Annotated in this window: 32 protein-coding genes and 1 tRNA gene; 11 read left to right on the top strand and 22 right to left on the bottom strand. The window is 61.7% G+C overall.

Going from position 1 to position 25,474, the window contains the following annotated elements; all coding sequences use genetic code 11:
- The 14 genes from CR254_RS06110 to CR254_RS06050 form a co-directional block, all read right to left on the bottom strand.
- A complete protein-coding gene (locus tag CR254_RS06110; RefSeq protein WP_180955902.1) occupies window positions 1-2,775 on the bottom strand; it encodes a phage tail tape measure protein in 2,775 nt (924 codons plus the stop codon).
- On the bottom strand, window positions 2,768-2,905 hold the full coding sequence (locus CR254_RS18005; protein ID WP_180955901.1) for a hypothetical protein: 138 nt from the start codon (window positions 2,903-2,905) through the stop codon (window positions 2,768-2,770). Before CR254_RS18005 ends, CR254_RS06110 begins: the two co-directional genes overlap by 8 nt.
- Window positions 2,905-3,246 (bottom strand): hypothetical protein, encoded by a 342-nt coding sequence (locus CR254_RS06105; RefSeq protein WP_097928962.1) that lies wholly within the window; start codon window positions 3,244-3,246, stop codon window positions 2,905-2,907. The genes CR254_RS18005 and CR254_RS06105 overlap by 1 nt, the downstream gene beginning before the upstream one ends.
- On the bottom strand, window positions 3,243-3,635 hold the full coding sequence (locus CR254_RS06100; protein ID WP_097928961.1) for a hypothetical protein: 393 nt from the start codon (window positions 3,633-3,635) through the stop codon (window positions 3,243-3,245). The genes CR254_RS06105 and CR254_RS06100 overlap by 4 nt, the downstream gene beginning before the upstream one ends.
- A gap of 52 nt (window positions 3,636-3,687) precedes the next feature.
- On the bottom strand, window positions 3,688-4,119 hold the full coding sequence (locus tag CR254_RS06095; RefSeq protein WP_097928960.1) for a hypothetical protein: 432 nt from the start codon (window positions 4,117-4,119) through the stop codon (window positions 3,688-3,690).
- Complete coding sequence (locus CR254_RS06090) at window positions 4,116-4,352, bottom strand: hypothetical protein (protein WP_097928959.1); 237 nt, start codon at window positions 4,350-4,352, stop codon at window positions 4,116-4,118. Before CR254_RS06090 ends, CR254_RS06095 begins: the two co-directional genes overlap by 4 nt.
- Entirely contained in the window at window positions 4,349-4,663 is a 315-nt protein-coding gene (locus tag CR254_RS06085; RefSeq protein WP_097928958.1) for a head-tail joining protein, read from the bottom strand. Before CR254_RS06085 ends, CR254_RS06090 begins: the two co-directional genes overlap by 4 nt.
- A gap of 3 nt (window positions 4,664-4,666) precedes the next feature.
- Window positions 4,667-4,999: a DUF2190 family protein gene (locus tag CR254_RS06080; protein ID WP_097928957.1), complete on the bottom strand. Its 333-nt coding sequence runs from the start codon at window positions 4,997-4,999 to the stop codon at window positions 4,667-4,669.
- Between the two features lie 52 nt (window positions 5,000-5,051).
- The gene (locus tag CR254_RS06075; protein ID WP_097928956.1) at window positions 5,052-7,220 is read right to left on the bottom strand and encodes a head maturation protease, ClpP-related; all 2,169 of its coding nucleotides are present in this window, start codon (window positions 7,218-7,220) and stop codon (window positions 5,052-5,054) included.
- Window positions 7,210-8,589 (bottom strand): phage portal protein, encoded by a 1,380-nt coding sequence (locus tag CR254_RS06070; protein WP_097928955.1) that lies wholly within the window; start codon window positions 8,587-8,589, stop codon window positions 7,210-7,212. Before CR254_RS06070 ends, CR254_RS06075 begins: the two co-directional genes overlap by 11 nt.
- A 1-nt stretch (window position 8,590) precedes the next feature.
- Window positions 8,591-8,806, bottom strand: coding sequence for a phage head-tail joining protein (locus CR254_RS06065; RefSeq protein WP_097928954.1), 216 nt, complete (start codon window positions 8,804-8,806; stop codon window positions 8,591-8,593).
- 1 nt (window position 8,807) lies between these two features.
- The gene (locus tag CR254_RS06060) at window positions 8,808-10,883 is read right to left on the bottom strand and encodes a terminase gpA endonuclease subunit (RefSeq protein WP_097928953.1); all 2,076 of its coding nucleotides are present in this window, start codon (window positions 10,881-10,883) and stop codon (window positions 8,808-8,810) included.
- Entirely contained in the window at window positions 10,880-11,563 is a 684-nt protein-coding gene (locus CR254_RS06055; protein WP_097928952.1) for a DUF1441 family protein, read from the bottom strand. Before CR254_RS06055 ends, CR254_RS06060 begins: the two co-directional genes overlap by 4 nt.
- A gap of 91 nt (window positions 11,564-11,654) precedes the next feature.
- On the bottom strand, window positions 11,655-12,308 hold the full coding sequence (locus CR254_RS06050; RefSeq protein ID WP_097928951.1) for a hypothetical protein: 654 nt from the start codon (window positions 12,306-12,308) through the stop codon (window positions 11,655-11,657).
- Between the two features lie 411 nt (window positions 12,309-12,719).
- On the opposite strand from CR254_RS06050, the gene CR254_RS06045 reads away from it, so the two are divergent.
- A complete protein-coding gene (locus CR254_RS06045) occupies window positions 12,720-13,667 on the top strand; it encodes a Hint domain-containing protein (protein ID WP_097928950.1) in 948 nt (315 codons plus the stop codon).
- 569 nt (window positions 13,668-14,236) lie between these two features.
- Window positions 14,237-15,238: a tryptophan--tRNA ligase gene (gene trpS, locus CR254_RS06040; protein ID WP_097928949.1), complete on the top strand. Its 1,002-nt coding sequence runs from the start codon at window positions 14,237-14,239 to the stop codon at window positions 15,236-15,238.
- 150 nt (window positions 15,239-15,388) lie between these two features.
- Here the strand turns inward: trpS and CR254_RS06035 are convergent, their stop codons facing one another.
- The 8 genes from CR254_RS06035 to CR254_RS05995 form a co-directional block, all read right to left on the bottom strand.
- Window positions 15,389-15,796, bottom strand: coding sequence for an ACT domain-containing protein (locus CR254_RS06035; protein WP_097928948.1), 408 nt, complete (start codon window positions 15,794-15,796; stop codon window positions 15,389-15,391).
- 112 nt (window positions 15,797-15,908) lie between these two features.
- Entirely contained in the window at window positions 15,909-16,487 is a 579-nt protein-coding gene (locus CR254_RS06030; RefSeq protein WP_097928947.1) for an outer membrane protein, read from the bottom strand.
- 531 nt (window positions 16,488-17,018) lie between these two features.
- A complete protein-coding gene (nusG, locus tag CR254_RS06025) occupies window positions 17,019-17,603 on the bottom strand; it encodes a transcription termination/antitermination protein NusG (RefSeq protein WP_180955900.1) in 585 nt (194 codons plus the stop codon).
- Window positions 17,604-17,608: 5 nt separating this feature from the next.
- Window positions 17,609-18,184 (bottom strand): hypothetical protein, encoded by a 576-nt coding sequence (locus tag CR254_RS06020; protein ID WP_097928945.1) that lies wholly within the window; start codon window positions 18,182-18,184, stop codon window positions 17,609-17,611.
- Window positions 18,185-18,418: 234 nt separating this feature from the next.
- Entirely contained in the window at window positions 18,419-19,045 is a 627-nt protein-coding gene (locus CR254_RS06015; RefSeq protein WP_097928944.1) for a hypothetical protein, read from the bottom strand.
- Window positions 19,042-19,590, bottom strand: coding sequence for a hypothetical protein (locus CR254_RS06010; protein ID WP_097928943.1), 549 nt, complete (start codon window positions 19,588-19,590; stop codon window positions 19,042-19,044). The genes CR254_RS06015 and CR254_RS06010 overlap by 4 nt, the downstream gene beginning before the upstream one ends.
- Window positions 19,587-19,940, bottom strand: coding sequence for a TSCPD domain-containing protein (locus CR254_RS06005; RefSeq protein ID WP_097928942.1), 354 nt, complete (start codon window positions 19,938-19,940; stop codon window positions 19,587-19,589). Before CR254_RS06005 ends, CR254_RS06010 begins: the two co-directional genes overlap by 4 nt.
- 393 nt (window positions 19,941-20,333) lie before the next feature.
- Window positions 20,334-20,642 carry a hypothetical protein gene (locus CR254_RS05995; RefSeq protein WP_097928940.1) on the bottom strand — a complete coding sequence of 103 codons (309 nt, stop codon included), beginning with the start codon at window positions 20,640-20,642 and terminating at the stop codon, window positions 20,334-20,336.
- A gap of 660 nt (window positions 20,643-21,302) precedes the next feature.
- Here CR254_RS05995 and CR254_RS05990 point away from each other — a divergent pair.
- The 9 genes from CR254_RS05990 to CR254_RS05955 all read left to right on the top strand — a co-directional run bounded on the left by CR254_RS05990 (window position 21,303) and on the right by CR254_RS05955 (window position 25,410).
- The gene (locus CR254_RS05990; protein WP_245851453.1) at window positions 21,303-21,590 is read left to right on the top strand and encodes a helix-turn-helix domain-containing protein; all 288 of its coding nucleotides are present in this window, start codon (window positions 21,303-21,305) and stop codon (window positions 21,588-21,590) included.
- 207 nt (window positions 21,591-21,797) lie between these two features.
- Complete coding sequence (locus tag CR254_RS05985; RefSeq protein WP_097928938.1) at window positions 21,798-22,109, top strand: hypothetical protein; 312 nt, start codon at window positions 21,798-21,800, stop codon at window positions 22,107-22,109.
- Complete coding sequence (locus CR254_RS05980; protein ID WP_097928937.1) at window positions 22,106-22,501, top strand: hypothetical protein; 396 nt, start codon at window positions 22,106-22,108, stop codon at window positions 22,499-22,501. The genes CR254_RS05985 and CR254_RS05980 overlap by 4 nt, the downstream gene beginning before the upstream one ends.
- Window positions 22,498-22,767, top strand: a complete 270-nt coding sequence (locus CR254_RS05975) for a hypothetical protein (RefSeq protein ID WP_097928936.1) — start codon at window positions 22,498-22,500, stop codon at window positions 22,765-22,767. Before CR254_RS05980 ends, CR254_RS05975 begins: the two co-directional genes overlap by 4 nt.
- The gene (locus CR254_RS18295) at window positions 22,764-22,895 is read left to right on the top strand and encodes a hypothetical protein (protein WP_281252975.1); all 132 of its coding nucleotides are present in this window, start codon (window positions 22,764-22,766) and stop codon (window positions 22,893-22,895) included. Before CR254_RS05975 ends, CR254_RS18295 begins: the two co-directional genes overlap by 4 nt.
- Complete coding sequence (locus CR254_RS05970) at window positions 22,892-23,392, top strand: hypothetical protein (RefSeq protein WP_097928935.1); 501 nt, start codon at window positions 22,892-22,894, stop codon at window positions 23,390-23,392. Before CR254_RS18295 ends, CR254_RS05970 begins: the two co-directional genes overlap by 4 nt.
- Window positions 23,392-23,796, top strand: a complete 405-nt coding sequence (locus CR254_RS05965) for a DUF2312 domain-containing protein (protein ID WP_342744469.1) — start codon at window positions 23,392-23,394, stop codon at window positions 23,794-23,796. Before CR254_RS05970 ends, CR254_RS05965 begins: the two co-directional genes overlap by 1 nt.
- A 590-nt stretch (window positions 23,797-24,386) precedes the next feature.
- Entirely contained in the window at window positions 24,387-25,124 is a 738-nt protein-coding gene (locus CR254_RS05960; protein ID WP_180955899.1) for a tyrosine-type recombinase/integrase, read from the top strand.
- A 212-nt stretch (window positions 25,125-25,336) separates the two neighbouring features.
- Window positions 25,337-25,410: transfer RNA gene (locus CR254_RS05955), tRNA-Cys, on the top strand.
- Window positions 25,411-25,474: the final 64 nt, after the last annotated feature.

Below are 25,474 nucleotides of genomic sequence, written 5' to 3'. Positions count from 1 at the left end.
TCAGGCCCCTCCCACGGGTTGTTTGCGGGCGCCATATTGCGCCAGCTCCTTGCGGAATGTACCCGTGCGGAAAGCCTCTTTGACAACGCCTGTAATAAACAGCTGCGCCGACTTGCCATCAGGGGCCATCTCGACACGTTCCTCGGAGGCGCCGCCGATCACTTGCAGGGTAAAGGGCATTTCAACGGTGACATTCCCGCCCTGCCCGCCGCCGGTCGCCTGAACGCCCAGCTTGCCGTTGCCCAGCCGGGTAAGAGGCATGATCGCCTCGGGCCCGGCCTCGCCCATCAGGCCCGTATTGCCGCCAACCATGGGGAACGTAGTTGGCCCTGACACAACGCCGCCAGTAGCGAACGCAACCACGTCGCCCCCTTCGAAGACGTTGCCATTCGCGCTTTTGACCGTCTTGGCCCCAGTGCCACCGCCAACCCCGAACAGGTTGGACAGGAAGCTGCTCGCCACCCCGCCATCGCCAAAGAGCGCATCCGAGAGCGGTCCCGTCACATTGCGCTGGATGCCCAGACGCGCCAGATCCTCCAGCCCGCTGGCCACCAGATCCTCGATCGCCAGTTTGCCCGTGCGCGCAGAGCCCACAATCGCATCCGCCAGACCCGACATTGCCTGCTCGCCAATATCGCGCACCGCCTGCAACCGCTCCGCCATCGCCTCGAACTCGACCTCCGCATCGACCGTGCCATTGATCATCGCCTCGATTTGCTCCGAGATCGTGAGCCCCGTATCCTCCCACTGATCCCCCAGATTAACCCCCGCCTCTGTCAGGATCCGCACCGCAGCATCGAACCGCTGCGCCTTCTCGATCGCATCCCGGCTCAGACCCACCCGCGTCAGCGCGGCCTGCGCATCGCGCGATTGCCCCGTCAGCTGCGCCATCAGAGCCGCCAACCGCTCCGCCCGCTGCTCCGCCTCATCAGGCTGTCGTGATTCGCTATCCGGCGTGTCCGCTGGTGGCCTGCTCGAGGGTTCGGGCGGCAATAGCCCATCGCCCCCGAGCCCGAACAGCGCGCCCAGATCACCGGTAGTCTGCCCGAACACCAGTGAACGTGCATTCTCCAGGCCCGCCCGCGCTTCCTCGACCGCGCGCCGCCCCCGTGCCACCAGCGCCTCTTGCGCCGCCAGCAATCGCTCGCCCCCGGAGATCGTCTCCTCCACCAGCGATGCGCCCGAGAGCAGCGGCTGGAATGCCCCCGGTTCGCTTTGCGCCGCCAGCGCATTGGCCTCCTGACGCTCCCGCGCCAGCGATGCCTCCATCAGCGTATATTCCGCCTCCGCCGCATCCAGCGAGGATTGCGCCAGCGCCACATTGCGCTCCGCCAGATCCATCGCCGAGCGCCCCGCATCCGGTGCATGGCTGTCGCCAAACAGGGCCAGCGCCGTGTTCAGCGCCTCCGTCCCCGCCACCGCATCATACATCCCCGTTTCGGCCTCGGCCGTATTGTCGCGGAAGGTCAGCCACACCGCCGCCCCCGCCGCGACCAGCGTGATCACCGCCCCCACCGGACCCAGCGCAAAGGTGCTCGCCAGACCCATCGCCCGCAGCGCCGTGGTCGCCCGCATCACAACCGGCGCCAGCCCGATCAGCGTGCTGCTCAATTTGGCCACACCCACAAAGACCAGACCAATTTTGACGGAAGTGAGATCACCGGCCGCGTTCATCTGCCCCAGATGATCGACCAGACCCGTCACCCCCACGATCAGATCCGTCGCGCCTTGCGTCAGGCTGCGCAGCGCATCACCTAAGCCCGCCTCCCCCAGCGACAGCGCCAGAGCCTCCGCCGCCGAGTGCAGCGTCTGCACATCTCCAGCCAGGGTATCGCGCATCACCGAGGCCATGCGGTCCGCCTCGCCGCTCACATCCTGCATGCCCTGCGTCAGATCGCGCAGCCCGTCCGCCTGCGACACCAGCGCCAGAATGGCAGGCCCGCCCCGATCGCCAAAGATCGTCAGCGCATCCGCCGCATCCAGACCCGCCCCCCGGAACCGGTCCACAATCTGCGTGATCGAGACCACATTCGGATCCAGATCATCCAGCTCCAGACCCAGAGCCGCAATCGCATCCGAGGCCTCCTTTGGCGGGGCCACCAGCGTGGACAGGATCCGGCGCAACCCCGTGCCCGCAGAGCTGGCCTGAATGCCCGCATCCGACAGCTTGCCGATCGCTGCCGCCGTATCGGCCAGCGACACATTCATCGCCGCCGCAACCGGCCCCACATAGGACATCGCCTCGCCCAGCTGCGGAATATCCGTATTGGCCCGCGACGAGGCCGCCGCCAGAACATCCGCAGCCTCCCCCGCATCACCGGCCGCAATTCCGAAGGCCGACATGATATTCGAGGTAATATCCGCCGCATCCCCCAGACCCAGCGCCCCCGCCGTGGCCAGATCCAGAACCGCAGGGATTGCCGCCACGCTTTGCGCCGCGTCAAAGCCCGCCATCCCCAAAAACCGCAACCCGTCCGCCGCCTGGCTGGCACTGAACTCCGTTGTGCCACCCAGCTCGCGCGCGGTTTGCGTCAGCGCTGCAAATTCGGCCTCTGTCGGATCGGTGATCGCGCGCACCTGCGCCATCGACGCCCCGAACCCCGCAATTGCCGTGGCCGCCCCGCGCACCAGCTCCACCCCGGCAAAGGCTCCGCCAAGGCCCAGACCGGCCCCCAGAACAGTTCGCAGCCCGCCCAGCTCGCCGCGCAACGTGCGCACCGCCCGCGACGCCCCCCGATCCGTGCCGTTCAGGATCAATCTGATGCGCTCATCCATCTGGTGCATCCACTTCGAACAGGGCAAGCCATCCGACATATTCGGCCATGGGCATTGCCTCGATTTCGGTGAGGGTCTTTTTCAGCTTGTAGGCCAGATGATAGCGCGTCCGCAGATCGGGACGCGCCATCAGTTTTTTACCGTGTCCCCGAACTTCGGAACCGCGACCAGCTTCAGCGCCCGCAAGGCCACCGGATACATCACCGGCGCGCCGCCCTCGCGCATCAACTCGCGCAGATCCGCATCCTCGACCAGGCGCTTGCCGTCCGCATCCCGCGCAATCCGGATGAACAACCGGATCACCCGCTCGAACTCGCCCACCGCCTGCGAGGAATAATCGCTATCGCGCAAGGCAGGCGGCATCAGATAGAGCGTGAACGGATCCTCTTTGGTCCCCAGTTCCGGCGCATCCATCGTGATCATCCCGGAGCTGCGGGTTCCCTTGACCCGCTCCAGAAAGGCCCCGTTCATGTCACAGCCGTGCGCACAATATCGCCCGCATTGGCAAAGGGCACATCATGGGTCTGGAACTCGGTGGACCCCAGATTGCCGTAATCCTTACCCGTCAAAACAACATCCACATCGATCTGCTCCGCCCCCGATCCGTCCCCGTCAGGGAACAGCTTGAGCGCCACGACCGCGCCCGAGATCAGGCCCGCCTGCCCCGCATCGCCGGGATAGCGCTCCACCTTGATCGAGCCGGTCATTGTCGTTTTGCCGGAGCCGTGATGATCCGTCTTGCGGCCTGCAATCGAAGAGGTCACCGTGCCGGTCGTCTCGGACCAGCTCACCTCCTTGATGCCGGTGACAGTCACGTCGCCGATTTTTACGATGACATCATCGCCAGTTACGCGGGGCATAGAGCACCTCCTGTTGCGTGGGTAATGTGGAATTATGTGAGTGTTGCCGTCACTATGTGAGAGTAGTGGGATCGCGCCGCGTCGTGCCGTAGACCACGCGGAACAGCAAAAGCGCCTCGCCCAGCACATCCTCGGCTTTCTCGAAAGCGCGCTTTTCCTGTGTCAGATGCAGGCTCTGGCACGCACCGCCGAGCTGTGGATCCGCCGCCAGCGCGATCTCGACCTGCGCCTGCAAGGCATCGAGCTGATCCTCGATCGCCTCCGCCGTCCCGCGATCCACAATGCTGATCTCCAGCATCATCTCGCGCGCCAGCGACTGCCCCGCCACCTGCGCCGATCCATCCCCGCCCGTCACAAAGACGCACGGCATCAGATCGCGGCCCAGATCATAGGGCGAGGCCTGCCGCACCGTGATCCCCGCCGCTAGCGCCGCCCGGATCACCCCATGGGCCGCGCTCCGGATATGCGTGCGCTGGTGGATCATTCGCGTGATGGGGCTTTGCTGTCGGTTTTGACGGCTGGTGTCGTGACCGGTGGGGAGACAGGCTCAGAGATCAGGGTCGGGACAGATGTAGGGGCCGAGGCCCCGATCTTGCCCGCCTGCTGCCACAGCACCGCCTGCTCCGCATCCAGCAGCACCGACCCGCCCTTCGCGATCGATGCGCCATCCGCCGCCACGCAGCTGCGCAGCACCTTATAGGATTTGGTCTTGCTCATGAGACGATCTCCAGTTCGATTTCGACAAGCCCGCCCCCCGATCGATAGGGGCGCGGGTTGCGGGAGAACCCGTAGGTTTCTGTTTCGACAATGACGAGATCGCGGCCTGCCTTCAGCCCTGCCGCATCCGTTGCCGCGATCCGCAACACCGGCAGCGTCTCGCCGATCTGGCCGCCATCGCGGATCATCTCCACTGGCACATGGCGCAGCACGCCGTGAACAGACCGCGCAACGCCATCAACGATCAGCGTGACGCTCTCGCCAAATATCCCCGTCAGGGCCTCGGCCATGCCGTCAAAGGGCGAGCCCATCGATTAACGCGCCGCGCCGTCCAGCAGCACACGACCGGTGCCCGACGGGTTGGCCGCGACCTCGACAGCGACACCGACCAGCATGTTGGATGAGGCGACGGTGGTGCAGACCCCCGCAGCGGTTGCATAGATCTTCTCCCCAACGGCCCAGGCCTGCGCCGATGTTTTGGGAAGGTCAAAAACCCCCTTGCGCACCAGCTCCACAGGCTCGCCTTCAGCAGCCGCCGCCTGCGCGACACCGCTCAGCGCGGCGATGGTGACCAGCGCACCGGCTGTAACGCCACCGGATGGCGCGGGCACGGTGACGTGATCACCGGGTTGCACGTAATTCTTCATGAGTGTCTCCATGTCATTGAATATCAGGATGGATCAGATCGCCCGGTCCGGATCAGGCGCCGGCGTTTTTATAAGAGCCGCGATATTCCGTCGCGTTCGCCCCGAAGATGTGACGCGCATCCATCGTCACACCATCCGGGTTCATCCCCGATTTGGTCTCCACCATCGGCTCCTCGAACCCTTCCAGCAAAGCATGCTCCAGCGGCGGCAACTCGCTGCTGAACAGATACCACGCGGTATCGGAGCCCCCCGCAGCACTGCCCAGACGTGCCTCCGTCGTCGGGGTCAGCGTGAACGGGTTCACATCAACCTGCTTGTTCGGGTTCACCGCCGTGGTGAACTGCAAGGCCGCAAGCTCCAGCGCAGGCGGCACGAACAGGAGATCCGGCTCCACCTCGATAAAGTCGCTCTTATCCGTGCTGCCATAGGGGCGTTGCTCCCACATCGCCTTGCGACCTGCCCCCACAGCCGCCACGCTGACAGCACCGGCCGATCCGGCCAGATTGCCGTGACCCGCGTGGAACAGCGCCTTATTATCACCCAGCTTGGCATTGTCGCGGATCAGGCCCCAGATGATCTTGGATTCCAGATTGCGGGCATTGCGCGCGAAGTCCGATGGCAGACGCTCGAACGCGCCCATATCGTCATTCACAATCGCTTCAAACGTGATGTTCAGCGTGCGACCGTATTTCTGGACGGCGAGGCTCTCGGCCTCATCGCTCAGCTGCGCCTGCTGGTACTCGCCATTCTCCCCCACCGTCTTGAAGGTCAGATCGCCGCCAAAGCGCACCGAATGCAGGCTGCGGAAGTCCGTCGCCGTGCGCCGTCGCGAGATCGCCCCCCATGTTGGCGCCCGCCGCGTGTAATCCGCCCGCAACATCCGCCGCATCACCTCTGTCGTAATGTAAGCAAAATCACTGACCCCATGCGCGCCGCCCATCATCGTGGTCGAGCGCATCCCCTGGCGCACCATCTCCGCCTGGTTATACCCCGTGCCCCCGCCCAGGCTCATCGCCAGACCGCGCAGACCCATATGGCGGAACTCCACTGCCGGGCCCTCCATCGCGTGACGATTGGGCGCCGCGCGGTGCATCAGCGCGCCAACCATGCCGCTCATCCGCGTGTCCCCTGCATCGCGCTGGATATGTGCGCGCTGGCCCGAGGGCGTGGGTGCACCACCTGAAGTCGCAGACCCCGCCATCAGTGTCAGGATGCGGGCATTTGCCTGCTCGGGCGTGATGCCCTCATCAATCATCGACGCCACAGCCTCCGCTCCCAGCGTGGACATAAACGGCGCTGCCGCCGCGCGGATTGCAGCGCTGCGATCCCGCTCGCCCTGCACCGCTTGCGCCCGCACCGCAGCCATATCCGGTGCGGGTGTTGGCGCAGGCACTGGTGCCGGTGCTGGCGTCGGTGCGGTCATCGTGGGCGCCACCGGGGGCGTCGCATCTGGTGTGCTTTGGGGATTGCGATCGGGCATATTGTTCTCCTGAAGGTTGGAAGTCGCAGCGCTCGGCTGCTGTTGCGCAGCAGCAGATGCCGCCACAAAATCGGGCCGCTCTCGCAGGGAGGTCGAACCCAGTCGCGTCTCCGCCATCCGCACCAGCTCCGCAGGCGCATTGGCATAAAGCCGGTAATCAAACAGGGGAACGCTTGCGTTCATCGCGCTTGCCGTGGCGGCGCTATCGGCATCCGCGCCCTCGGCGCCCGCAACACGATCGGCAAAGCCCGCATCAACCGCCTCCTGCGAGCCGTACCACCGCTCCGCAATCATGATGTCGCGCGCAGCCCGGGCCGTAATTCCCGCCCGCTTGCCGTAGATCCGCGCGTAATTGCCCGCCAGCGCATCCAGCGCCGCCGCACCGTCGCGCATATCCCCCGCCGTGCCATAGATCCCCGTGCTCGGATCATGGATCATCAGCATCGCTGCCTCGGACATCACCAGATCATCCGCAGCCATCGCCAGCAGCGACGCCGCCGAAGCCGCCAGACCCTCGACGATCACCGTCACACGCCCCGGATGCGAGACCAGCGCCGCATGGATCGCTGCCCCCTCCGTCGCATGACCCCCGCCGGAGTTCAGCCGCACCGTCACATCCCCCGGGAACTGCTCCAGTGCCGCGACCACCAGCTCATGGGTAATCCCGCCGCCCGTCCACCAGTCAAAGCCGATCACCCCGCTCAGGACGATCTCGCCGCCCACGACCAGATCACTCTCCATCGATCTCTCCTGCTGTGCTGAATGTGTCCGCTTGCAATTCGGCGTCGATTGTCTCGGGATCGCGGCCCAGCGACCGGATCACGCCGTGGCGACTGTTGAGGCCCGCCGAGATCTCTTTCACCATTGCCGGGATCTCTCTGGTCGGATCGACCAGTTGCGGGCGCGGCGCAGTCCAGCTCAGCTGCCAGTCAGCCGCTTTCCCGAAGTTCAGCAGCCAGGCCTCGCGCATCCACCGCTCGATCCCCGTCAGGAATTGCGCGCGGATAATATGGCCCTGCCACACCTCGATATTGCGGTTCATCTCCATCCGCCCCATCCGGGCGCTGGAGAAGTTCACACCGCTCAAATCCCCCGACAGCGCCTCATAGGTCAGGCCCAGACCCGACGCGATCGCGCTCAGCCCCTGCTTCATGAACTGGTCATAGCCATCGACTTTCGGTGGCTCCGTCGCGGTGACCTTCTGACCCGTCGCCAGCTCGATAATCGCGCCCGGTCCGATATCATCCAGCGCACTGGCCCCCGTCCCCCTGGACGCGCCCGCATCGCTCTCGCTCTCCACAAAAAACGCCATCAGCGCCGCCATCCGCTGCTTGGTGATCTGCGCCTCCTGATAGTCGCGCATCTCCCCCAGGGTCAGGATCACCGGCGCCATCCACGGCACGCCCCGCGCCTGACCCGGTCGATCCAGCTTGCGCAGATGCAGGATTTCCGGGGCGGCATAGCGGCGGGATTTAGTGTTGATCGTCCGGCTCACATCGCCGGGATGCTGGTCATAGAGCCAATAGGCAACGACCCGCCCCCAGGGATCAAATTCGATCCCCTCGATGACTTCGTTGCCGCCATTCCATTGCTTGGTCTCGTCCAGATAATCCGGCTCCAGCAGCTCGATCTGGAACGGCAATGTCAGGCCATCGGACTTCAACCGCATCCGGCGGCGCACCAGCAACTCGCCACTCTCGAACACGGCGTTCATGGCGATCCGCTGACAGGCCGCGAGGTCATTCAGCCCCATCGCATCGATGGCCGTTGTGCCAAGATGGGTGTCGAGAACAGCGCGCAGTTGCGGATCCTCCGCCCCGTTAATGGACGGCACAAAACCACCACCGACCACATTGTTCGTGATCAGATGCTGGGCCCGCGCTGCAAAGGGCGCATTGCGCACCAGATCGCGGCTCAGCTGGCGCAACCGCCGCCGCGAACCATATCCCGCCGCATCCGCCGAGCTTGCAGGCGCTTTCCATCCCTTGGTCCGGCGCCCCCGGCTTGCCCCGTCATAGTTCATCAATGCTGTGTAGCGGGTATGCGCCTCGGCCCGACGCAGGGCCGCGCGCGGTGCAAAATGCGCCATTGCGCGCGTGATCAGGTCCACCTCAAAGACCCCGCGATGTTGTGGGGTAATGCGTGCGCAGACCGCGCGTCACACCTTCAATGTCGGCCTGCATGATGTTGATCTGCTTTCGCATTTCCGCCATCGAGGCGTATTCGACACTCTCGCCGTTGATCGTCGCTTTCAGCACGCCACGCGCCAAGGCAGCCCGTAAGCAATCGACATCTGCCTGCGTGTATGCCTGTCTGTATTCGGCCATGTCAGCCTCCCAGATATTTGATCGTGCGCGGCCTCGAGCGGGCCTGCGGTTCAGGGGGGGACGGGACCGCGTCCGGATCCCGCAGCGGCACCGCCAGCACATTCGCGATGCCAAAGGCCGCCCAATCCGGCGGTGCATCCCAGTCGATATTTTCAATGCCGTGATGCCGCGCCAATGCGAGATTGTACCCCGCGAGGTCAAACGCCTCGTTGCGCTTCACCCCCGCCTTCATCTCCCAGCCAGCAGCCCCCCGACGCTCCGCGCACAACTCGTCGCGCAAACCCGCATCGATCCAGTTGCCCAGACGATATGCACCAGGTCCGGGAAGCCGCGTCAGGGACTGGGTCACCGAGTCCTTCACCAGATCGGTTGCGATGTTGAGGATCTTCACCCCCCGCGCCTTCTTGCCGCCATGGGCCCGCTCGGGCGCCGCATACCAGACCAGCGAGCGCTGCTTCAGACCGCCATGCCCCCGGATCAGAAAGAACCGCGACATCAGCCCCTCGCGCCGCATCTTGCGCCAGAACTTCTCCGCCTGATCCGTCACCCCGGGCTGGCCGTGCATATCGCATCCCACCGCCAGCGTGCGCAGGCCGTAGCCCTGCCCGCTCACAGGCCAGACCCTGTCCAGCAACGGACGCAACACGTCCCAATCCTCGGAATAGCGCTCCGGTGCCAGCGCCCGCGGGCGATCAGGATCTCCCGCCCCCGGTGCATCATCGGGCGGCTGCGCCAGATCGAACCGGTCTATCAGGGCCCGCTCCCCATGGGTGCCCCAGGCCTCGACCTGAACCACAAACCGGCCCTTCTGCACATCCACCGAGACCAGCACGAACCGCGTCCAGTCCGGCGCCTCGCCCCGCGGCAGACCCTCCGCCCGCTTGAGCAAGCCCTCCGCCGTCAGCGCGTTTTCCTCATCCATCATCGAGGGTCGATAGGGCAGCCCGATATCCGTGTTCACCACCACCTGCAGACCCGTCTCGTCCCCCATGGTTCTGGCATGCTGGCTGGCGACCATGTAACGGCTGACAATCGCGGACCAACTGGCAAAAGCCGCCGCCGCCCCGTTCAGGTGGTAACTCAGACGACTGACGGATCTGATGCGCGGATCCTCGACCCGCGCCAGACCGCCCTCGTTTGTCTCGTGAAGCCAGTATCCAGAACGGTTCAGGCGGGGCTTCTCGCTGGCAGATATTAACGCACCGCATTCCGGGCACTTCATCTCGGCTGATGCACCGGCCTGCGCAGGTGGCAGCTCCGCATCATATTCCAGCAGATCAAAGCGCGGCTCGAACGCCTCCCCGCAATGCGGACAATCCCAGTACCACCGCGCCCGCGTCCCGCCATTATAGAGCCCCACAATCCCCTCGCAGGGCGGCAGCTCATGCACGCTTTGCGGTGTCCAGTCCTCGATCTGGATCGGATGACCGGGCGAGCTTTCCGCCATCGCCATGCCCCGCGACAGCAAGGTCTGCGGACGCTTCGCCGCCAGCGAGAACGGCGCCCCCTCCCCGTCGATGTTCAGCTTCATCCGGTCCAGATCGGTGATCAGCTCGAACCGCGAGGTCCGGCTGGCAAAGTTCGACGCAGTCGGTGCCCCGATCGAGATCTTCGTCCCGCCGATAAACCGCTTGCTGAAGATATTGCGATCACTGCGCGCCTTGCCCTGCAGCGCCGCCAGATCAGGGCTGTTGCGCACCGAGGGCGCCAGCTCATCCTCCGCCCACGCCTTCGCGGAGTCGCGGTCCATCTGCGTCACATGAACAGGTCCGGGATCGCAGGCAATCGCATAGCAGGCCGTGCCCTTGAGCAGCAGCTCGCTCTTGCCCGCCCGCGCAGGCCCCACAAAGATCAGCTCCAGGAACCGCCGCGACGCCATCATATCCAGCGGCTCGTTCATATAGGGCGTCACGCCCCGATCAAACCGCTGCCAGCTGCCCCCGACCTTGACCCGCAGATACCTCTCGCAGGCCTGCGTCACGCTGATCCGCGCAGGCGGCCGCAGCGATGGCAGGCAGTCCAGCACCACCCCCGCCATGCTCGCAAAGGGCGGCAGCGGCTCGTAGTCGAAGGTCACAGCCGGGCCGCGCGGTCCTGCGGGTGACCCGCATCATCCCGATCGCCCGGATCCGCGCCGAACCGCTCGGCAATGGTTTCCGCCAGACCCTCCAGCGCCCCGTCGCATCGCCTGGTCAGCGCATCGATCGAGGCCGCATCCATCGCCGCCTCCCGCTCCATCCAGTCCGGCAGCGATTGCAGCACCTCGCGGATATTGGCGAAGATCGCCTCGATCCCGTCGGTCACATCCGACACATAAACCAGCTCGCCGCGCTCGCGCCCCACCTGGTTCAACCGCAGCTCCGCCTCCGCATGGGCCCGCGCCTCCAGCGGCGACATCCCTGCATCCGCGTCACGCCCCTCGCCACGGTTCAGGAACGCCATGCGCAGCTGCCGCACAGACCGCTCCGCCTCGGCATCCCGCTGCTTCTTGCCCTCGACCTCCCCCGCGCGCCACGCCCAGCACGCAGAGAGCTGGAACACATAGCTCTGCCCGTTCGTGCCATCCTGCAGCACCGGCATGCCGTCCCGCCGCCACTTGTCGATCGTATTGGCCGAGACATTGAACGCATCCGCCAGCTGCCCGCGGTTCACACGCGCATCGATCACCCCCTCGGGCAGCGGGTACTGTGTGGTCAGCTCAGCCATCGGAACAACAACCTCAATGTAATCCTGCAGCCCCCGGATCCCGAAACACACAAATCACACGCGGTGCGAATTACCCGCGTGCTAAAGAGGCCGGGAAGGACCCACTCGTGGGGAACCCGTTAGCGGGCTGGCGTGGGGGTCATCAGCGGGCGGTGCGCACGGCCTCGCGCAAAGCGTGGCTGAAGTTCGGGCCAAGGCGATTGGCCGCAATCTGTTTCCCGCCCTGCACAAAGCCGAGCCGTGGCCGGTACTTCGCCTTGCCCTCGAATGCCACCAGCAGCTGCGGTCCCTTGAGCTCGCCCCGGTTCTTGTTCCCCGCGCCGCCCTTGCGGTATTTGCTGCGCTTCGGACGTTGATAGATGCCAGGGGCAAGATGTGCTGTCGCCTTTGCAGCCCGCGACGCCACGAACGTATCCGGCTTTCCGGCCGCCTTGCTGACAGCCCCGCGCGTCATGTTGCCGTACCGGTTCAGCCGCATCCGCTTCGGGATCACAATCGCCCGCCGCTTTGGAGACTGCACGCCCCCGCTTTCCTGCAATGCGAGATATCGTGACTGGATCGTCTTGAACCCCACCTCCGCTGTCAGCTGCGTCTTGCGCGCCGCACGGATATAGAGGCCACGCCTGGTAAAAGGCGTCGGGCGGTCAAAGACACGATCGAGCTTTTGCCCGGTCCGCTCCTTGATGTCCTGCGCCGTCATCGTCAGCGCACGCGCCGCCGCAAACGGGATCTGCTTCTCCGCAATGTCGCCGAGGCGGCGCATCGTGCGCGCAAGGTCGGAGGTGATCTCGAACATCGGCGCCTCACGGTGAGGGGGGCTGGAACTTAACCTATTAATTTTAAAGGCGGGATCGATGACAGCTTACTCACCAACGCTGCGAACAAAGCGTGAGTTTACCTAAGGGAATTCACGAATTGATTTGGCATAAAAAAAATGTCATCAGTTGAGCTGTAAGTATACCCACTCAACGTAGGGTCGTTCTGAGTTCAAGCTCCTCATATGGCGCTCGAGCTTTGGAAGAACTGTGCCGTGAGTGGTAAATAATTCGCCCCGACACGTCGATTAAGGGATCAAGGATAGACTAAAATTAGCGCGCTATATGAACAGCATGCTTCTTACACACAGGCAGAGTAATTGCCTGAAATTTATATATTTTGAGTAACATCACGCCGCAGCTGTCGGAACTGATGTAGTTTGAGAGACAGCATGGCTAACTTTGTAATCACTGCAAACAGTTTTGGGTCGTTTTATCAAAACGTCGGAAACAACGGCACCGATGACACGGTGACTGTAAACATTGGCATCGGGTTTAGCGGGGCGATTACCGTCGATTCACAACCTGCGGATGGTGAAATCGAATCCACTATCGTGAATATACCCGATGGCTGGAGCCTCCAAGTTGATAACCTGGTAGAAGACGCTGGATATGAGGATCCTTCATTCAAGGAATGGTCATATCAAGTTTTCAATACGAACGGTGATCCGGTCGGAACACTGAGTATTCGAAACAACAATGTTTCGGGGGTTCCCTGCTTTTGTAGAGGTGTAAAAATTGAAACCGAGAGAGGCCTTGTAGCCATTGAAGATCTTGGCGTTGGCGACAAGGTGCTAACTCTGGATAACGGCTACCGTCCCATCCGCTGGATCGGCAACCGTAAGCTAGATAGTATCGACTTGGCGATAAACCCTAAGCTACGCCCCGTACGCATCACGGCAGGCGCGCTCGGTAGAAACATGCCTGAGCAAAATCTGATGGTAAGCCCGCAGCACCGTGTACTGATACGCTCTAAGATTGCACTGCGCATGTTTAATACCAGCGAGGTGCTGATCCCCGCCATTAAACTGTGCAGCATGGATGGCATTGAGCAGGTGATGAACGTGTCCGAGGTCGATTATTGGCATATGCTATTTGACGACCATGAGATCGTCTACTCGAATGGAGCTGCGACAGAGAGCTTATTTGTCGGACCTGAAGCGCTCAAAGCTGTCTCAACCGAAAGCCGCGACGAAATCATTGCGCTCTTCCCCGAGATTGCAACGCCGACTTACGCTGCCAGACCGGCACGCTTCATTTCGAAAAAGGGTAGATGCGTGAAGCAGCTTGTCGCGCGGCACCTCAAAAACAAAAAGAAACTCTTTGCAGAGGTGGTCTAGGCGTCTCATGTAGTCTCACCCTCCTTTAACAATTGATTTTAGAACACACAAAAGTGGTTCAGATTTGCGCTGTCACCAACCAATCCCCCCCCACAGCGTCGCACTTTGCGATCCTATCCCCTCTCCTGGGCACCGGATCGCAGAGGGTCGCCATATGCCTCATTGGGCAGGGATCAGCGGTCATCCTGCCCCAACCGGTAAAACCCCTGCCCCGAACCTGTCAACTGCCCAAGGGAACCACCGCTCCGATCGGAACCACAGTAAGCCGCTGGACCTCGAACACCTGCATCACCACCTTCGCAAAGTGTTACGAACGGCCCTTACCGGACTTTGGACTTGGTCGCAGTTAACGGCAGCAACGAGCCCTTACTACCATTTGATTGACGCGCGATCTTCCTGACGATAGCTAGTATTCCATGGAAAACACTATGATCATCGCAATGACTTGGTGGCTGGCCTCCTGACAGGGTGGCCGGATGACCAAACGTATTCCGAGGCCGCCGCATGGGCGGCCTTTTGTTTTCCGAACCTCCCGATGCGCGGCCTCTCATTTTATGAGAACACGCAAAATGAACAAATCAACCATTCTGACAGGCGACCGCACGACTGGGCCGCTTCACATCGGGCACTATGCAGGATCACTTGCTAACCGGCTGCGCTATCAGGACAGCCATGAACAATTCTTGCTGCTCGCGGATATTCAGGCCCTGACCGACAACGCCCATGATCCGGAGAAGGTACGGCGCAGCGTGGTCGAGGTCGCGCTTGATTATCTGGCTGTGGGCATTGATCCTGCTCGCACGACGATCTGTCTGCAATCGCATCTTCCGGCGCTGGCCGAGTTGTCGATGCTCTATCTGAACTTTGTCACCGTGGCACGCCTCGAACGGAATCCGACGATCAAGGATGAAATCCGCATGCGAGGGTTCGGGCGCGATATTCCTGCCGGATTTCTGTGCTATCCGGCGGCGCAGGCGGCGGACATCACGGCCTTCAAGGCGTCCATCGTACCGGTCGGCGAGGATCAGGCCCCACTGATCGAGCAAACCAACGAGATTGTGCGGCGCATCAACGCAACCGCAGGCAGCGTCGTACTGCCCGAGGCGCGGGCGATCATCCCGAAGGCGGGCCGGTTGCCCGGTATCGACGGCAAGGCCAAGATGTCGAAATCCGGCGGCAACGCCATCGCTTTGTCCGCATCGTCGGAGCAAATCCGAAGTTCTGTCAAAGCAATGTTCACCGATCCGCACCACCTGCGCGTCGAAGACCCGGGCCGCGTTGAGGGCAATGTTGTCTTCACCTATCTCGACGCCTTCGATCCGGACCAGGACGAGCTTGCCGAGCTCAAGGCCCAATATCAGCGCGGCGGGCTTGGCGATGGCAAGATCAAGGCGCGTCTGGAAGCGATCCTTCAGGAGCTCATAGCCCCAATTCGCCAGCGTAGAGCTCAGCTCGCCGAGGATCGAGGCTACATACTTGAGGTGATCAAAGAAGGTACCGCACAGGCACGAGAACGCACCGAGGCAACAAAGCGCGATGTGGTGAATGCCTTGGGCCTATTCCAGTTGTAGATGAACAGGCGCAGGCGATCCGGATGAAGGTCCGGTTCGTCCGCATAGCAAACCTCTGCGCAAAATGCAGCGAACGTCCGGTCCCCGCCAACAGTGTATCCCGCTAATGTTCGAATTGGGCTGTAGGAGCGGTCACCCTGCCCGAACCTGTCAACTGCCCAGCGGAACCAGCGCTCCGATCGGAACCACAGTAATCCGCTGGCCCCCGAACAGCTGCATCACCACCTTCGCGTGCTTGTCACCCACCGAGCGCACCGTCACTTGCGTCCCTGCAAAGCTGCCCTGCGCGACCCGTGCCTGATGCACCTTGCCCAGCTGCGCACGTAGCCGCTCCAACCGTTCCGCGTCGGTTTCCACTTGGCCCGCAAACGTGAACCCGTCCTTGCCATGCGCCCAGATAAACCCGTCCATCACGTGGCACCGGATCCGGCTGGGCACACCGTCCACGCCCACAAAGCCCCGGACATCGCGGTGCGCGGCCACTGCATCGAAGGCATGGGGCAAACCCCGTGGCCAGCCCACAAAAACCCAGCGAGGCACCAGCGGCGACGACACCATCTTGCGCGCTAGTGTGGCTAGAGCGTTGTTACAGACGCAATCTCTTGAGCAAGGCAGAACACACTGTAGTAAGGCAGACAGCCCCGACAGATACCTTCGTATCTGCTTCGCCTTAGAACGAGTAACGATACCCCAAGACAATATTGGAAGAATTGAATTCGGCATCAAAACCACCCCCAAGACCTCCCGCCACTCCCGCGTCCTCTACCGAGAGATACCGATATTCGGCAAAGATTTGCGACGCGGGTGTGACGTCATACCGCCCGCCCAACATGATCTGCCCGGCAGCAACGGTTTCAGAGTTTTCGTAGGTACGCGCGAACTTATAGGCCACATTAGCGGCACCTAAACCCAAACCGGCATATCCTTCAAAGCCACCGTATTGGAAAAGGTTGTACCGCGCGGTAATTAATATTGTATCCGCGCCCATAGAGTTCGTCCCGCAACAGACAAATTCCTGCTCGTTGGTGTTGTATTCTAAACCAATTTCGAGACCAGGGACGAAAACATCGTTACGTGAAACCCCGAGGCCCAAAACTCGGCCACTATCTGTGTCGTATTGGAAGCCGCCCCACCCCAATTTGTTTTCTGCGCTAAGGCCAAAAAAAACATCCAAATTATAATCCTGTGCCTGCACCATGCTTGCTGATCCGATGCAAAGTGCGGCCGAAATTGCGAATGCCATTTTCATGAGATATTCCTAACAAAAACGTACGTTTGTACGCCGGTAAGATTGTACATATGCAGACTTGCACGTCAGCAAGCTTACACGCCTGTACAATTTCTATATTAGATTTCGTCAAAATCGATCAAAAATGATATGATATTTTCGAAAAATCGCCCCCACTCGCACAAACAGGACAGAGCGGCGCAATATTTCTCCGAAAAACAGGCAGTCAGAAAACCATTATTACAAAGCAATCCATACGACGGAAGATTCTTCAATCATCACGGTGATTTTTCGCACATCAGAATCGTTTTAACACAAAAGGCCGTTTATTGAATGGCTCACTGAAAACCACATTGGTGCATCCGCAGCGAAAGCTCACTAAATCCACACAACGGGCTTTGCGGGACATTCAGTAAACCCTTGTCAAAAGCGAAACTCTTAAACCCACCCACAGCGTCGCACTTTGCGATCCTATCCCTCTCTCGGCACCGGATCGCAGAGGGTCGCGATATGCCTCATAGGGCTGGGGGCGGTCACCCTGCCCCAGATCTGTCAGACATCCAGCGGAACCAGCGCTCCGATCGGAACCACAGTAAGCCGCTGGCCCCCGAACAGCTGCATCACCACCTTCGCGTGCTTGTCGCCGACCGAGCGCACCGTCACTTGCGTCCCGGCAAAGCTGCCCTGCGCCACCCGTGCCTGATGCACCTTGCCCAGCTGCGCACGTAGCCGCTCCAACCGTTCCGCGTCGGTTTCCACCTGGTCCGCAAGCGTGAACCCGTCTTTGCCATGCGCCCGGATAAACCCGTCCATCACGTGGCACCGGATCCGGCTGGGCACACCGTCCACGCCCACAAAACCCCGGACATCGCGGTGCGCGGCCACTGCATCGAAGGCATGGGGCAGTCCCCGTGGCCAGCCCACAAAAACCCATCGCGGCACCAGCGGCGACGACACCATCTTGCGCTGCCCCGTCCGCCGGTTCACCGGCCCCTGACGACGCCAGACCGGCACATAGGCGACCAGACCCAGCGCCTCGACCGCATCTGCCACGGTACGCTCACGGCCCGATGTAACCTCGGCCGCGTACCAATCCAGCGCAACTCGACCCTGCGCACCCGCTTCGATAGCCCCCATCACGCTCATCCCTTCAGCCCCATTTCCCTGATCTCCTCGCATTTGCGCAAAGCCGCCAGCCGACGGTCGCGCCACGCCTGGTCCGCGCCCTCCAGCGCCGCCCCCGTCGCGATCCGTTCCTCGAGCCGCCGCATCAGCCGCACATTGTCATCCGCGCCGTTTCTGATTTGCGTCAGCGCAAACCGTCCGGGCCATTTGCGCGTCCGCCGCACCTGACCCAGCAGCTCCGGCGACCACCCGCCCTGGATCGCCTCCAGACCCGTGGCCGAGCTGAACACCGCGCGCATCAGCGGCGAGGCCGTATCGCTGGGCGGCTGCACATCCGCCGCATAGCCCAGCACAACCGGCCCGATCGGCAGCCGGTCCCGATCCTTGCCCGCCGGATTGGCCGCAACGATCTCCTCCAGCGCTCCCAGATTGGCGGGCGTCATATAGGCCAGACGCTTGCAGATATCCGCCTTCATATCCTCGAACTGGCCCTTGCTCACCGCAGAGGGCCGCGCCAATCCCCGCCGCAGCAATGGCTCGATCAGCAACGCCATCACACGCGCCTCCCCCTCTTTTTGCTCAACGCTGTCCATCAGATCTTCCTTTCTCAACCCAATCCGTCCGCTTGCAAAAACCGGCCCGTCAGCGGCCCGCGCGCCACCGCGCAATTGTCATTTTCAATTTCATGTCCTTGTCTTTTCAGCGCGGAACAAACCGGATCAAAAAAAAGCCGGACACGGCTCTTTCACGCTTTTTCGCTCCGACTTCCTTCCGGTTTCCTTCCGCGTTCCTTCCGTTTTCCTTCCGCCGGAAGAAACGCGGAAGGATTACGCGCCGCGCTGATCCTGAAGATCGAGATCCTCAAGCGCCCTGCGCACCGTCGCCGGGCGTCGTTGCTCACCGTCATAATGTTCCAGAAGATGCTCATCCAAACGCAGGACAAAGGCCTCGTCTTCCGTAGCCTGCTTGCGCAATCCCGCCCGCATCATCTGCTCGGGCAAAGCCTTGAGACGCTTGCGCGCCTTGTCATTGGCCCGCTTCTCCGCATCCTGCTCCTTGCGCCCCAACGCATCCAGCACGATCTCCAGCACCACCGGATGGTAAAGCCGCACTTCACCATCATCGCACACACAGCGCTGCCAATTGGTCAGCGGCGGGATCGAGCGCGCCGCCAGCCCCCGCCAGGTCTCCAGCGACACATCGACCAAACGCGCGATCAGCTGGTCATTGGTTGGCAAGGTCCCCACCGGCGCCTGATCCTGCGCCGCGCAAAACAGATCCAGCGCCACTCCGCGCACATCCAGATCCGCGAGGTTGCGAAAGTCGCTGTTCAGCCAGCGCCGGTGGTGGAAAGTCAGAAAGAAGTGGTTCCGAAGCCTCTCGCGCGTCGCAATCGGATAGTGGAACAATTCCTCCGACTGGACCGCCTGCAATCCCGACGCTTGCGGTTTCATGACGCGCCCTCCCCTTTGGATGTTTCGCGCAGCCACGGGACCGGTGGCGCGTCCGGTCCGGCCTCGATGGCGCGCAGCACATCACGACCCAGCGCCGTGGCGCGGTAATAGGCCCGCAGGCGTTTGGTATTCCCGCGACCGGATCGCCGCTGGCCCGCCTGCGCCATCAGCCCCAGCCGCTTCAGAAGCCCGATCGTTTTCGTGGTCGTGCAATCCAGCACGCCCTGCTCGATCAGCTGCAGCCGGTTGAACCCGCGAGAGCTGGCCGACCGGCGCAGCACTTCCAGCCGCGGCCCCGCGAACTGGTAGCCCCCATGTTTGGCGACCCCCGATTTGGTCCAGCTCACCAGCGGTGGCACATCAGTCCTGGTCGGCGCCGGTTCCGGATCCGGTGCAGGTGCCCGGTCGCGGACCGGCGTCAGGTGATTGCGCTCGATCGCCCGCAAATACCGCCAGCCAATCGCCAGCTGCGCCTCCCGGGCCGAGACGCCATCCGCCCGCAATCCCGCAATATCCGCCCGCACCTGATCCGCGATCACGCTCATGGCGCACCGCCGATCCGCGCGATATCCGCATCCTCCGCGACCAACATGGCCAGAACCGCGCCTAAAGCCGAGGCCGGTTCTGTGACCTCCGCCGCGCCCGCAACAGGAACCGTGCCGCAGCTCGCCCCCATCTCCGCCGCGGGCACGCCGTGCTGCAGCGCCACGCTGATCGCAACGCAGGCATCCGATAGCAGCTGCGCCACATCGGAGCCGACACGCTCGCCATCCATAAACACTTCCCGCGCGCGCCCTGCCCCGTCATAGCCAACGCAGACCCGCCACCGCCCCCCATAGGCCGTGATCTCATGCGTTCGGTTCTGCCGGCGGTCCGGTAAATGCACGCGGTTCATAACGCACCCGAACAAAAAACCCCGCCTGCGCGTGGGGCACAGGCGGGGGAGTCCGGGGAGGCTACAACTGCGAACCCTATAGGCCCATCAGTTGAACGCTGGGGCATGGCGACCTCGCCCAGCTCAAGAACTGAATAAGTCAAATACCCACCCATCGCCATGTTTTGTTGAGGGCGCGCCGCGACAACCACGATACGGCGCGCCCCTTTCCGGTGCGGTACGCCGCCCCCCGACACCGGAAACCCTGCTGCGAAGCCCGGCGCGAGCATCATTTGCTCAACCCCTTGACCCGCAGGAAAAACTTTTCCGCGCGCAACCGGAACACGCTTGCCGCATGCTCCGCCCTCTTTGCCCGCCACGTATTCAATCGATAGCCCACCCACGCACGGACCTTCATGATGCTGCCTCCGGATCAATTAGTGCAAAGACTGCCTCGGCACCCGCCAACGCCATGACGCGCACCACGTAGCGAAAATGCGGCGCATTCTCGCATTGCAGCCAGTTTCGGACCGTCCGCGGATTCACAGGACGCGCATCATCGGTCAGAACCATCGCCGCCAGCTCGCACAGCTCATGCTCGGATCGTGCCTCGGGAAATGCGCTCCACAGCATCCGCGCAAACGCCGCACGCTCAGCCCCCTCACCACCGCCCTTTCCGCCCGAACCAGAAATTTTGCGGTTTCGTAAGTTTCGGAAAGACATTTCAGGCGCTCCTCTGCGATCATCCACCGGTGAAGGCGATGCTTTGAATGCTGTGGAGAAGACGGGAACGGTCATCCGACCACCCCCCTCTCAATCGCTGGACACGATGAAGATGCGGCGCGGGGGCCCATACCAAATGAACCCCGCGTCGTTTCGCCAAACCGGTGAGTGGCGAATGCGTGAAGACGCGCTGGATCAGCGGCAGGGGTTGTGAATGCCACCAGCGGACCGTGGCTCATTGCGGCGGCGCTCATTTGCTCGCCCCGATTTCCACATCAACGCAAGGACGGGAAATGGCTGTAGTAACTGCCTTTAAGTTATCAGGCGCCGACCTACCCGCTAGAATGCAAAGCTCTTGATAAGTAACAGCAGCGGCACCGTGGCGCTGAGCGCTGGCCCTAACAATTCTCTGGAAATACACACCGCGCACAGAGTCTGTCCGATGCATTTTATTCACGGCAGACAGCGAAAGCACGACTTCCTTCGCGAAGGCTACGCGAGAAGGCCATGTGTCGATCACGTCACCAAATGTTTGAAATCTCATCTCCATACACCCTGCATAATGGGCGTTTCGTCCATTCGTCAAGATGGGAGAAACATCAATGGACGCTTTATCCACTTACGCAGGACACTCAGTCATGGAAACCAAGGGGGTATGCCGTGAACGATTACGATCCATTTAATCCTGTCGCAGTAGGCCAACGACTGGAGGCATTGCGAGCTCATCACAACCTAACGAAGTCAGAACTCGCTGATTCAGTAGGAATAGACCGGAGCAGCTACAGCCGCATCGAACAGGGCGTCAAACCACTAAAAGCTGATATGGCCTATAAAATTGCAGAGCGATGGGGCGTTTCGATGGATTACCTTTATCGCGGGCGCTTAACCGAAGTTCCCAGAGCTCTTGCTGATAACCTCATGAGCAAACGAACGATTAAGGCTCCGTAAAGTTTATCCACACTGACCCCGGTAAGGCGTGAAAGGCCCAACAAAACACGTTCATCGACGTCATACATTTCAAACTCCCGAGCCATTTTTTCGCCATGGTGGAGTTGGTTTGCAATACACGCAATGGACGTTTTGTCCATTTTATAATTGACCGATGGGCAAAACGCCCATTAGATTCCTCCCAAACAACAGGGAGAGACCTCGGTCATGCCGTCAACGACTTCAAACACATCAATTTTCCCGAACGCCCCAGAATCTCTGCCCGTGCAGATAGGCGGCTTTAACTGCCTCAACAGCGCGCTCACTACTTCGAAGCAATTAAAGTCAAATGATCCGCGTGCAGCGATAGACCTGCTGATCGCACATCACGATGCGATCGCGGCCTATGGCTGCCCGAACAACAAACCCCGCCACGTCATCACCTGCGCCGGAGCGGAGGGTGAAGGCCCGACGCCCGGCGATGCCCTGCATTCCTGGACCATCCGCGCGCGCTATCTGCTGGCGGAGGTGATCCAATGAGCAAGCGGATCCGCAATACCAACACCCGCGCCGCGAAGATTGCCCGCGCCGCCATTGCCAGCCAGCTCATCCAGCAGTGGAATAGCGACGGCTATGACAGCGCGGCGATCAGCGTTCGCACGACCCATGCGGGACGGATGACCCTCGCCCATGGCACCTACACCGTCGCGATTGCGAACCTGACCGTCGAGCATATCGGCTCGGAACGGATGGCGCTGCGGCGCTGGACCGAACTCGCGGCCGAGGGTGCTCACGGCTATCACCCGACGCCGGTCGGCGCGCCCACCAGCTACCGCTCCAGCAGCGTTGTGCAGCACCGGCAGGGCGTTCGCTCCGCACGCGCGGTTGCCGCAATGGGCGAGATCCCGATGCTGGAGGGTGCAACCCGATGAGCGCCCACCGCATCGCCACCGCCCTCGCCATGATCGAGGCCCGCTACGGCACCCGCAGCGCGACCGCGCCCGCCGCCCTGCCCGCCGCAGATGCGGTCGAGGTGATCGACATTCTCTGCGCCGAATTCGGGGCCAGCCTTGACGCGCAGCCGACCAAGACCTCGATCGAATGCGGCGACATCATCGGCTGTGGGCCTACGCGGGCCAGCGCCCTGCTCGCATGGACAATCGCCGCGCGGCACCGCGTGGCTGAGGTTACGGCATGACTGTGCTGAACCGCGCGGCCAATGGCCTGACCTCCGCCGCGGCGATGCTGTTCATCGCCTATTTGGTCTGGCTGAACGCGATGCTCTATAGCACGCTGTACTATATGCAGATGCAGGTGCCGGGATGATCCAGCCCCTGCAACCCTATGATGCTGTTCGCTTAACCGGCGTCTATCGCGATATCGACAGCGCCCATGCCGATGGACTGGGCAGCGTGCGGATGCTCGATCTGATCCAGCACGGCACTGGCAGCGATAGCGCGCTGATCGCCTCGACCGAAACACGGCTGACGCTATCTCGGGTCATGGCGACCGGCGGCACCCTGGAGATCGCCACGGGCCTCTGGCTGTCGCAGGCCAATCGCGTTGTGAATGCCCGCGCGCAGGCTGCGGCGATGCTCTGCTCGGATATCGCGTTCCGCCGCTGGCTGCGTGGCCGGTCGGATTGCCCTCAGCTGCGCACCGACATTCCGAAACCGGAACGTACCGCCACCCAGCTGCGCGCCATCCTGCAAATCCGCAGCCGCCGTGAACTCTCGACCAATGCCGCCGCCGCAACCCGCTGGGATCTGCTGCGCGAAACATTCGAGCGCGCGACCGGTCGCATAAATGACGGAGCCCGATGATGGCCGAGAACCTGACGATGACCCTCAGCGGTCCGGACGGCAATGGCGGCACCACGACCAGCCCGCCCTTCACCAGCGGCGATCTGCGCCGGGTCGCTGACAGCCTCAGCTCCGGCAAGGTCCCGCCCCCGATGAAAGAAACCGACGCCGATCGCGAGGTCTCCACCAAGCAATACCGCATCACGGTGGGCGAGCTGCGCTCCTTCGTCGAGCGGATGGAACGGCTGAACGAGGAGAAGAAGATCGTCTCGGATCAGCAAAAGGAGGTCATGGCCGAGGCCAAAGCCCGCGGCTACGACACCAAAGCCCTGCGCAAACTGATCGCCCTGCGCACCAAAGACCCCCAGCAGGTCGCCGAGGAAGAAGCCGTCCTGCAGCTCTACCGAGAGGCCCTCGAATGTTGATCCCTCGCCATACAGATCGAGATCACCGGTTTCTGAACGGCGGCGGCATCATCCTCGCGGTGTGCTGCACGCTTGCTGGCTGGGCCGCCCTCTCATTCACCCTATGGGTGATATTTTACCTGATACAGATGGAGGCACGGTATTTATGGCTGGCGTGAAAACAACTGAAAGACTCATGGACTACATCCGAGCAGCGCGAGCCGCTGGCGTCGAAGTCACATGCGCACGGATCTCGGGCCGTGTGATCGAGCTTGATTTCAGCACCAACGTCACGCCGGATGAAGCAGATCCATACGACACCAAAGATATGAGGGCCTGACATGGCACATCGTGAGTTGCCGAAATATGTCCATTGGCGAGGTCGCCCCGGTGCTGCGAAGTTCCTGTATTTCGAGTGCAAGGATCACCGCCAAAAGATCGATGCAGAATTCGGGACACCTCAATTCTGGTCCGAATACTCAAAGCTGCTGAACGGACCAGCTCACAAGGCGCCCAAAACGCACACATGGTCGCGCCTCATAGATAAATACTTCGACGGCCCACGCTTCACCCAACGGGCCCCTCGAACCCAATCCGATTACCGCAAGTATATGGAAAAGCTGCGGGTGATGTTCGGAGAGGACGATCCAGCAGGAATGCGCCGCAAACACGTCATCAAGATGCGAGACGCGAACGCAGATCGCCCCCGGCTGGCAAATTACCTTGTTCAATGCCTAAGCATCCTGTTCGAGTACGCGATCGATTTGGGCTGGATGCCTGATGATCGAAACCCAGCGAAGGGCGTGACACTTATCAGCCTGGGCGAAGGAACGCGCGAGCCGTGGCCAAATCAGCTGGTTGTCGACTTCCGCGATCAAAATGCGATAGGCACCCGCGCACGCCTGATTTTCGAGATGTGCCTCGGCACCGCACAGCGCATGGGTGACATTCTGAGAATGCAGTGGGGTGATGTTTCGCAGGACGGGATCAGGGTTAGGCAAAACAAGACGCGCAAGCGGTTGGTGATACCGCTGACGACCCAGCTTGAAGCCTGCCTGAGAGCTACGCCACGGGACGGGCTATTCATCATCGCAGGAGATCACGGAAAGCCGTTGAGCTACCGCCAAGCTGCCTATGCAATGAAGATAGCACGTGATGCCTGCGGAGCTGGTGAGGCCCACGATAATCACGCACTGCGATACACCGCGACTGTTGAAATTGCCGTGCTCGGCATGACCGATTCGCAGATCGCAAGCATTACCGGGATGAGTGAGAAAACGATCGCGCACTACACTCGGCACCTCCGCCAGATCGAGATGGCCAAAGAGGTGCAATCGCTGCGCAAGTGATTGCAGAACTGAAACTCAGCTGACGGACTTGGCGAAGCAATTCACAGCCTGCGTCAGGCGTGCCGCTCAGATCGCCGCAATCCCAAAAGACAAGGCTGCAGATGTAAGTGACACAGAACCCTTAGTGAACGAGAACACTGTAACAAGTGCTGTAACAATGGACTTGCACCCCCCAAAGGATCGCGTTATCAGCCTTGCACCACAGGCTATGAGGCGAGTTGGCGGAGTGGTGACGCAGCGGATTGCAAATCCGTGTACACGAGTTCGATTCTCGTACTCGCCTCCATACTTCCAGTAGCTTTAATGAAAATCCCTTAATCTCAATATATCAGCGCTAGCACTGCAAATGG

The sequence above is a fragment of the Pontivivens marinum genome, from assembly GCF_900231835.1.
GTDB lineage: Bacteria > Pseudomonadota > Alphaproteobacteria > Rhodobacterales > Rhodobacteraceae > Pontivivens > Pontivivens marinum.
This window is presented reverse-complemented; position numbering and strand designations above follow the sequence as displayed.